The following is an 8,389-nucleotide window of genomic DNA, read 5'->3' on the forward strand; positions in this document are numbered from 1 at the left end:
CCGAACCGTTGGACCGATGAATCCGTGTAAGCGTTGTGGATGAGACTGCAATCATTATTCCGCTCTGCCGAAACCGTGCCACGGCTCGCAGATAGGAGGTCTCTGACTCGATGGGCCGTACACAACCCGTAGCGCCGTCACGACCGGACGTTATCAGGCACGGCGAGACGCAGCGGCTTCACGGCGCGCTCGACGCTCTCGACCAGGGGCGGGGCCAGATCATCGAGTTGGTGGGGGAGCCCGGGATCGGCAAGACCCGGCTGCTCGCCGAGATGATGGGCGAGGCGCAGCGCCGCGGCCTCGCGGTGTTCCACACCCGCTGCACCGAGTTCGAGCAGAGCATTCCCTACCAGGTGTTCGCCCATCTGCTGGCGGCCCGGCCGATGACCGACCGGCTCCTGCAACTTCCCGCGGACGACCGCAACCTGATCGGCAAGGTCGTGACGCGCCCGCAGACCGGGTGCGCCGAGGCGGAACGGCCCGCGGCCTGGTACCGCTACCGGCTGTCGTTCTCCATGCGCACACTTCTCGGCGGGCTGGCGGAGAAGGTCGTCCTGGTGATCGAGGACTTCCACTGGGCGGACGCCGAGTCGGTCGAGCTGATCGACTACCTCGTCCGCCGACCGGTCGAGGGGCCGCTGCTGATCGTGATCGTGCACCGGCCGCGGCAGGCGTCTCCGCGGCTGCGCAGCAGCCTCGCGCACGGCATCGAGCTGGGGTCGGTGGCACGGATCGAGCTGGGGCCGCTGTCGCTGGAGCAGTCCGCCCGCCTGCTGGGCGTGCCCCGTGAAGAGCCGGGGTTCGTGGAGCTGCATATGGCCAGCCAGGGCGTCCCGCTGTACCTGCTGGCGCTGGCGGCGGGCGGTCATGCGCTCGACGGCGACCTCCCGTCCGGCGATCCTCCGGCGCACCTGTCCGGCCTGCTGCTGGGCGAGGTCATGGCGCTGGACACGCGTGAGTCGTTCGTCGCGGCGGCCGCCGCGGTGCTGGGCGAGCACTGCGTGATGGACGCCCTGATCAAGGTCGCGGAGATCGGCTCCGCCGACGTCTCGAAGGCGGTCGACACGCTCATCGCCCGCGACGTGCTGCGTCCGGTCAACAGCGGCGTGGGCTTCACCTTCCGGCACCCGATCATGCGATGGGTCGTCTACGCGAACGCTGACCTGACCTGGCGGCTGTGCGCCCATCGCAAGGCGCTCGCGGTGCTGGCCGAGCACGGGGCGCCCGCGGCCGAGCAGGCGGTGCACGTGGAGCGTTCGATCGCCCGTGCCGAGCCGCCGGACCTGGACGTCCTGACGCGGGCCGCCGAGGACGCCCTGATCACCGACCCCGGCCGGGCCTCGCACTGGCTGGAGGTCGCGCTCCAGGCGTTCCCCGAGGGACGGATGGAACCGCGAAAGCGGATCGAGCTGCTCCTGCTGCGTACCCGGGCGCTGGGCCTGGCCGGCCGGCTGTCGGAGAGCCGCGACCTGCTCCACCAGGTGCTGCGGGCGGTCGGCGACGACCACGGCGACCTGCGTGCCTCGACGGTCGCGTTCTGCGCGGTGATCGAATGCCTGCTCGGGCATTTCGCCGAGGCGCGGGCGCTGCTCGCGGGTGAGCTGGACACCATTTTGACCTGCGACGACCCGCCGGCGGGGGCGGCGACCCTGCTCATCGAGCACGGGATCATCGGCGCGTTCGACGGGCAGATGCCGAGCTGTGCCCAGGTGAAGTGCGCCGTGCGGCTGGCGCGCCGGCACGGGGACCGGGTGGCCGAGGCCGGCGCCCTGGTCCTCAACGGACTCTGCGACGCGTTCAACAGCATCCCCCAGGCGCGTGCCTCGCTGGCGGTCGGCTCGGGGTACATCGACCGGTTGTCGGACGCGGAGCTGGCCGCCCATCCCGAGTACCTGGGGCTGCTCGGCTGGGCCGAGACCCTCGCCGGGCTGTTCCAGGACTCCCAGCGGCACTTCGCACGCGGCATGGACATCGCCCGCAAGTTCGGACGCAGCTACATGCTCCCGGCCATGCTCCTCGGCCTCGGCAACGTGCACCGGCACATCGGGCACCTGGCGGACGCGCGGCGGACGGCCACCGAGGCACGGGAGCTGGCCGAGGGCTTCGACGCCGATCACCTTTCCGGCCTCGCCCTGGCGCTGGAGTCGCTCGCCATGGCCGAGGGAACCGGCGAGGGCGTCAGCGAGACGGCGGTGCGGCTGGCGGAGGAGGCGTTCTTCATCCTGCGCTCCCGGGACTTCTTCTGGAGCACGGCGGGGGCGATCGCGGTGGCGATCGCGGCCTGGTACGACGGCGGCCCGCGGCGGTCCATGATGCTGCTGCTCGACGCCGGTGGCGGCTGCGACCTGCCGCGCATCCCGCCGTTCCAGCGGGTGCAGGCCCTCACGCTGATCCTCGCGGCGTCGCTGGCCGTCGGCGAGCCGCTCCCGCAATGCGCGGAACTCGCCGAGGAGGAGGCGGCGGGCCTCGACCTGCCCTCGCCGCGCGCCTACGCGCGGGTGGCGCGGGCCATGGTGCTGAAGCACGAGGGGCGCTCCGCCGAGGCCGCCGAGGCGTACCAGGAGGCCGCGGGCCTCTTCTCCGAGGCGGGGATGATTCACGCGCAGTCGAGATCGCTCCTGCTGGCCGCCCACGACCTCGCCCAGGGCGGCCCGCGCCGGGAGCTGCGGTCCAACCTCGTCCTGGCCCGGGAGCTGGCGCGCCGCTGCGGCGCCGACCGGGCCGCGGAGGCCGCGGCGCAACTGCTGAGGAGCCTCGACGAGGGTTCCGCCCCTACGGCGCCGCACACGGACCTGTCCGTCCTCACCGAGCGGGAACGCGAGATCGCGGGCATCGCGGGGACCGGGCTGCGGACCCGCGAGATCGCCGCCGCGCTCTCGCTGAGCCCTCGCACGGTCGACGTCCACCTGACGCGCATCTACCGCAAGCTCAGCATCAGCTCGCGGGCGGCGCTGGCGCGGTTGATGGCCGAGTCCGGCTGAGCGCCCCGTCCCGGTGGCTCCCAGACCACGTGCCGCCCGGCCTTCCGCAGCCTCGGCTCGCAGGGCCGACGTCGAGGTCGGGCGGCGCGTTCGGAGCACCGGACGAGCCGTGGTCTTAGGTCACGTTTAGGCGTGCCGTACAGGATCGGCACCGATACGCAAGTCTGTTCGACCCCAGGGAAGGACCGGGGATGGACGCGTCGGACATCCGAATCCTGTCGGCCGGGACGGCGTTGCCCGGCCCGCCCGTGACCAACGCGGAGCTCGCCGGGCGCTTCGGCATGGACGCGCTGTGGGAGCAGTGGGTCGAGGTCTTCATCGGCACCCGGACCCGGCACCTGTCGGTCGATCTCGGCACCGGCGAGATCCATTCCACGCTCGCCGATCTCGGGGAGCGGGCGGCGCGGCGAGCGCTGGTCTCCGCCGGGCTGCGGGCCGCCGACGTGGACGTCGTGGTCATGGGGACGGCGACGCCCGACGCCCTCATGCCGACGACCGTCAACGTCGTCGCGGACCGGCTGGGGATCGACGGCGTACCGACCTACCAGTTGCAGAGCGGCTGCTCCGGTGCGGTCCAGGCGCTGGAGGTGGCCCGGCACGCGCTGCTCGCGGGCGGGCACCGCACGGCCCTGGTCATCGCGGGCGACAGCTGCGCCAAGCACTTCGACCTCGGCGCCGACCTGCGTGCCATGCCGCCCGCGGAGCTCGTGAACGTGGTGCTGTTCGGCGACGGTGCCGGGGCGGCGGTGCTCATCGCGGACGCCCCGCCCGGCTCGGTGGCGATCCGGCGGGTGCTGACCAGGTTCACCGGGCGGGGACGCGCCCCCGGGCAGACGGTCGAGTGGTTCGGGCTGGCCGAGCGGGACACGCGCCGGGCGGCGATCGCCGAGGACTACAAGGCGATCGAGGAGTCGGTCCCGCGGATGTCCGCGGAGATTCTTGAGGAGCTTCTGGCGGATCTGAACTGGAAGGCGTCCGACGTCGACTTCGTGCTGCCGCCGCAACTGTCCGGCCGGATGAGCGAACGCATCGGGGAGCGGCTGGACCTGCCCCTGGCGGAGGAGATCACCTGTGTGGAGGAGACCGGGAACTGCGGGAACGGCCTGCTGTTCTTCCAACTGGAGCCCGCGCTGCAACGGCTCGACCAAGGCGACCGCGTGGTGGGCATCGCCGTCGAGTCGAGCAAGTGGATCAAGGCCGGATTCGCGTTGGAGCGGGTCTGATGCGCATGAATACGGCCGGCACCGGTGCGGACGGCTCTGATCCGGACCGTCTCATGGGGGCCGAGCAGATCTCCGCGTGGCTGCGGGCGGGGAGGCTGGCCGCCCGGTATCCCGAGGTGCCGGGGTTGCTCGCGGATCTCGACGCCACGGCGCTGGCGCGCGCCGGGCGGCTGCTGGCCCGCCTCGACCCGGACGAGGTGGCCCGCCACCATCCGGGGATCCCGTCCGTCACGGTGGCGATCACGGGGCACGGCACGCTCGCCCCGCTGGTTCCGGCGCTCACGGCCGAGCTGGCGCGGCACGGGCTGCTGCTGCGGCCGTTCTCCGGCGACTTCGACGGTTATGTCTTCGACCTGTCCGACCCCGGCAGCGCGCTGTACGCGGTGGACCCCGACATCGCCCTCTGCGTGCTGGACCCGGCGGTCGTGTTCGACGAGGTCGCGGTGCCCTGGCGGCCCGAGGACGTCGAACGCGTCCTGGCGGGCAAGCTCCGGCTGATCGAGTGGCTCGCCGAGCGCTTCGCCGCGGTCGCGCGCGGCACGCTCGTGCTCAACACGCTTCCGCTGCCGTCGCTGCTGACCTCCCAGCTCACCGACCACCGGTCCCGCGCGCGGCTCGGCGCCGCATGGCGGGAGGCCGGGGCGGCCCTGCTGCGCCTGTCCGCGGCCCAGGAGTCGCTGGTGACGCTCGACCTGGACGCGCTGGTCGCCGAGGGCGTCCCCGCCACCGACTCGCGGATGGACCTCTACGCCCGGATGCACCTGTCCGCCGGGCTGCTCGGCAGGTACGCGCGCGAGATCGGGCACCTGGCGCGCGATCTCACCGGCCGCACCAAGAAGTGCCTGGTCGTGGACCTGGACGGGACCCTGTGGGGCGGGGTGCTGGGCGATGACGGGCGGGAGGGCATCGAGGTCGGGGAGAGTCACCGGGGCGAGGCGTTCCGCGCCTTCCAGCGGACGGTCAAGCAGATCGGGTCCCAGGGGGTGCTGCTGGCCGCGGTGAGCAAGAACGACCCCGAGCCCGTCCGGGAGGTGCTGCGCGAGCATCCCGGGATGGTGCTGCGCGAGGACGACTTCGTGCGGGTCGTCGCCAACTGGCGGCCCAAGCACGACAACCTCGCCGAGCTGGCCGACGACCTCAACATCGGCGTCGACTCCCTCGTCTTCGCCGACGACAGCGCGTTCGAGCGGGGCCTCGTCCGCCGGGAGCTGCCGGGCGTCGCGGTGGTCGCGCTCGACGGAGAGCCCGCCCTGCACGCCGAGCGGCTGCTGGCCGACGGCTGGTTCGACTCCCGCGACCTGACCGCCGACGACCGGGCCCGCGCCGCGCGCTACCGCGAGGAGCTCGCCCGCCGCGACTTCCTCGACACCTTCGACTCGCTGGAGGGCTACCTCGCCGAGCTGGACGTGCGGGTGAGGCTGGAGCCGGTGACAGAGGCACAGGTCCCGCGGGTCTCGCAGCTCACGCTGCGGACCAACCAGTTCAACCTGACGACGCGGCGGCTCCAACCGGCGGACGTGCGCGCCCTCGCCGCCGATCCGGACGCATCCGTGCTGGCCATCCACTCGGCGGACAGGTTCGGCGACAACGGGCTGGTCGGCGCGGTCTTCCTGCGCCGGGACGGGGCCGTCCTGCACATCGACAACTTTCTGCTGAGCTGCCGGGTCTTCTCCCGGGGGATCGAGCAGGCGTGCCTGACCGCCGTGCTGCGGCACGGGGCGGCGACCGGCGCGAAGGCGGTGCTCGCCCCGTACCGGCCGACCGCCAGGAACGGCAAGGTCCGGGACTTCTACCCCCGGCACGGCTTCAGCCGCGTGGGCGGCGGGTCCGGTGATGCCGAGGAGACCGGCGGGACCGAGGCGGCGGAGTTCCGGCACGACCTGCGCTCCATCGCCGCGCCACCCGCGCACCTGCGACTGATCGACGGCCTGGGAGGGGAGACACAATGACCACAATCGACGACTTCATCACCCTCGTACGCGACGAGCTGGGGCTGGAGGTCACGCCGGCCGACGCGGACCGGAGCCTCGACGAGGTGGCGGGCTGGGACTCGGTGCACCTGCTGGCCCTCGCCGGAGCGCTGGAGCGGGCGACGGGCCGCGGCCTCGTGCTGCCCGACCTGCTGGAGGCGCGGAGCCTCGCGGGCATCTACCAGGTGGCGGTGGCCACATGACCGGCCCGTCCGTCGCGCCGCTCCCCCGGGAACGCCGGCACACCCTGTACTTCCTGGACGAGGTGCGCGCGTTCGCGCCGGTCTTCCTGGACACCGAGGTGGAGATGACCGAGCTGGCCGCGCACCGCGAGTCCGCGGACCGGCGATACTCGACGGTGACGTACGCGGTCCACACGGCGGCGCGCGTCCTGGCCCGCCATCCCGACGCCAACGCCGCCCTCCGGGGCCGGACCCGTCCCCGGATCGCCCGCCCTCCCGGCGTCCACGCGAAGATCACTCTCGACAAGACGCTGAACGGGCGGCGCGTGGTGCTCTCGGCCGTCCTCCGCGACGCCGACAAGGCGGGCCTGGAGGAGTTGCAGCGCCAGGTGGAGCGGTACCGGGACGGCGACCCCGACGTCATGGAGGAGTTCGCCGGGCTCCGGACGCTGCACCGGCTGCCGGTGCCGCTGGGACGCGCGGCCTTCCGGCGGGTCGTCCGGCCGCTGCGGGGCAGGGCGGACCGGTTCGGCACCTTCGCCGTGACGTCGCTCGGGCATCGCCCGGTCGACGGGTTCCACTCGGTGGGCGGCACCACGGTCACCCTGGGCCTGGGCCGGGTCGTCGACCGTCCGGTGGCGCGGAGCGGCCGGGTGGTGGTCGCGCCGACCATGCGGCTCAGCCTGGCCTTCGACCACCGTGTCATCGACGGCGCGGAGGCCGCGGACGTGCTGGCGGAGATCAAGGAGGGCCTTGAGTCGTTCAAGGAGCCGCCCGGGGACGGTGACCCGCGGTGAACGACGTCGCGGAACTCAAGCGGTTCGTGCTCGTCCACGCCCGCGCGCAGGGGATCCCGGGGCGGGAGCACCAGGCACTCCTGCGCCGCGTCGAGAACGACGACGGCGACGGCCCCGGCTCGTGGGTGCGGGCATGGGTGGAGGCGGGCGAGGCGCTGGAGCGGCAGGGCCGGTTCCTGGACGCCTGCCGTCGTTACACCATGGCCCGCTTCCCCTACGTCGACGGCCCCGCCCGGCAGGACGCCCTCGACCGGTGCCTCGCCGCCTTCGACCGGTGGCGGGACGGCAACGGGATCGAGCGCCTCGACGTCGACCTGGGCGGTGGGCGGGTCCGCTGCTGGACGACCGGTCTGGACGGGCGCGACCGCCGCCCTCTGCTGCTGGTCATGGGCGGGATCGTCAGCGTCAAGGAGCAGTGGGCGCCGGTGCTGACGCAGGCGCGGCGGCTCGGCATGGCCGGTGTCGTCGCGGAGATGCCGGGAGTGGGCGAGAACACGGCCCGGTACGGCCCGCACAGCGGGCGGCTGCTGCCGCGCATCCTGGACGCCGTGGCGGACCGGGCCGACACCGGCCGCACCTACGCGGTGGCGCTGAGCTTCAGCGGCCACCTCGCGCTCGGGTGCGCGGCCGGGGACTCCCGGATCCGGGGCGTCATCACGGTGGGCGCGCCGGTCAGCGGCTTCTTCACCGACGCCGCCTGGCAGCGGCGGGTGCCCCGCATCACGCTCGACACGCTCGCCCACATCAGCGGCGTCTCCCCCGGCGACGTCCACGCGCACCTGAGCGGCATGGCGCTGGACGGCGACCGGCTCGCCGCCGTGGACGTTCCCGTCCACTACATGGCCAGCCTCCGGGACGAGATCATCCCCGCCTCGGAAGCGGAGCTGCTCCGCCGCCACGTCCGCGGCCTGCGCCTCGTCGAGAACGACGACGTGCACGGTTCGCCGCGGCACTTCGTCGAGACCCGGTTGTGGATCGTCCGGTCGCTGCTGGAGCTGGACGGCACCCACCGGCCGCAGCGTGCCGCCCTCGGTGCGCTGCTTCGTGCCCGGCGAGCCCGCAGCCGCCTCGCCGTGGCCCGCCCCACCCGCTGATCTTCTGAAGCAGTGGCCCCCAGGCCCGAGCCCTGGGGGCGCTTCCGCATGGGCCGCCCCCGGTGAGGGGCACTCGCAAGCCGTCGTTTAGATCACGCCAAGGGTGGTCTTTAGCTCGCCCGCGCAACCTGAGGGCCATGGC

At 73.2% G+C, this 8,389-nt stretch carries 6 protein-coding genes; all 6 read left to right on the forward strand.

Annotated features, from left to right (window positions below; translation table 11 throughout):
* Positions 1 to 110: 110 nt before the first annotated feature.
* The 6 genes from GNZ18_RS22990 to GNZ18_RS23015 all read left to right on the forward strand — a co-directional run bounded on the left by GNZ18_RS22990 (position 111) and on the right by GNZ18_RS23015 (position 8,247).
* Positions 111 to 2,981, forward strand: a complete 2,871-nt coding sequence (locus tag GNZ18_RS22990) for a helix-turn-helix transcriptional regulator (RefSeq protein ID WP_156218609.1) — start codon at positions 111 to 113, stop codon at positions 2,979 to 2,981.
* Between the two features lie 191 nt (positions 2,982 to 3,172).
* Complete coding sequence (locus GNZ18_RS22995; RefSeq protein WP_156218610.1) at positions 3,173 to 4,204, forward strand: 3-oxoacyl-ACP synthase III family protein; 1,032 nt, start codon at positions 3,173 to 3,175, stop codon at positions 4,202 to 4,204.
* Positions 4,204 to 6,153, forward strand: coding sequence for an HAD-IIIC family phosphatase (locus tag GNZ18_RS23000; protein ID WP_216651415.1), 1,950 nt, complete (start codon positions 4,204 to 4,206; stop codon positions 6,151 to 6,153). Before GNZ18_RS22995 ends, GNZ18_RS23000 begins: the two co-directional genes overlap by 1 nt.
* Positions 6,150 to 6,377, forward strand: a complete 228-nt coding sequence (locus tag GNZ18_RS23005) for an acyl carrier protein (protein WP_156218611.1) — start codon at positions 6,150 to 6,152, stop codon at positions 6,375 to 6,377. Before GNZ18_RS23000 ends, GNZ18_RS23005 begins: the two co-directional genes overlap by 4 nt.
* Positions 6,374 to 7,153, forward strand: a complete 780-nt coding sequence (locus tag GNZ18_RS23010; protein ID WP_156218612.1) for a 2-oxo acid dehydrogenase subunit E2 — start codon at positions 6,374 to 6,376, stop codon at positions 7,151 to 7,153. The genes GNZ18_RS23005 and GNZ18_RS23010 overlap by 4 nt, the downstream gene beginning before the upstream one ends.
* Positions 7,150 to 8,247, forward strand: a complete 1,098-nt coding sequence (locus tag GNZ18_RS23015; protein WP_216651416.1) for an alpha/beta fold hydrolase — start codon at positions 7,150 to 7,152, stop codon at positions 8,245 to 8,247. Before GNZ18_RS23010 ends, GNZ18_RS23015 begins: the two co-directional genes overlap by 4 nt.
* Positions 8,248 to 8,389: the final 142 nt, after the last annotated feature.

Source organism: Actinomadura litoris, assembly GCF_009733595.1.
GTDB lineage: Bacteria > Actinomycetota > Actinomycetes > Streptosporangiales > Streptosporangiaceae > Spirillospora > Spirillospora litoris.

Bases quoted from the DNA above. Each gene is read 5' to 3' on its own strand.
- GNZ18_RS22990 (WP_156218609.1), top strand. From the start codon at position 111: ATGGGCCGTACACAACCCGTAGCGCCGTCACGACCGGACGTTATCAGG.
- GNZ18_RS23005 (WP_156218611.1), top strand. From the start codon at position 6,150: ATGACCACAATCGACGACTTCATCACCCTCGTACGCGACGAGCTGGGG.
- GNZ18_RS23000 (WP_216651415.1), top strand. From the start codon at position 4,204: ATGCGCATGAATACGGCCGGCACCGGTGCGGACGGCTCTGATCCGGAC.
- GNZ18_RS23010 (WP_156218612.1), top strand. From the start codon at position 6,374: ATGACCGGCCCGTCCGTCGCGCCGCTCCCCCGGGAACGCCGGCACACC.
- GNZ18_RS22995 (WP_156218610.1), top strand. From the start codon at position 3,173: ATGGACGCGTCGGACATCCGAATCCTGTCGGCCGGGACGGCGTTGCCC.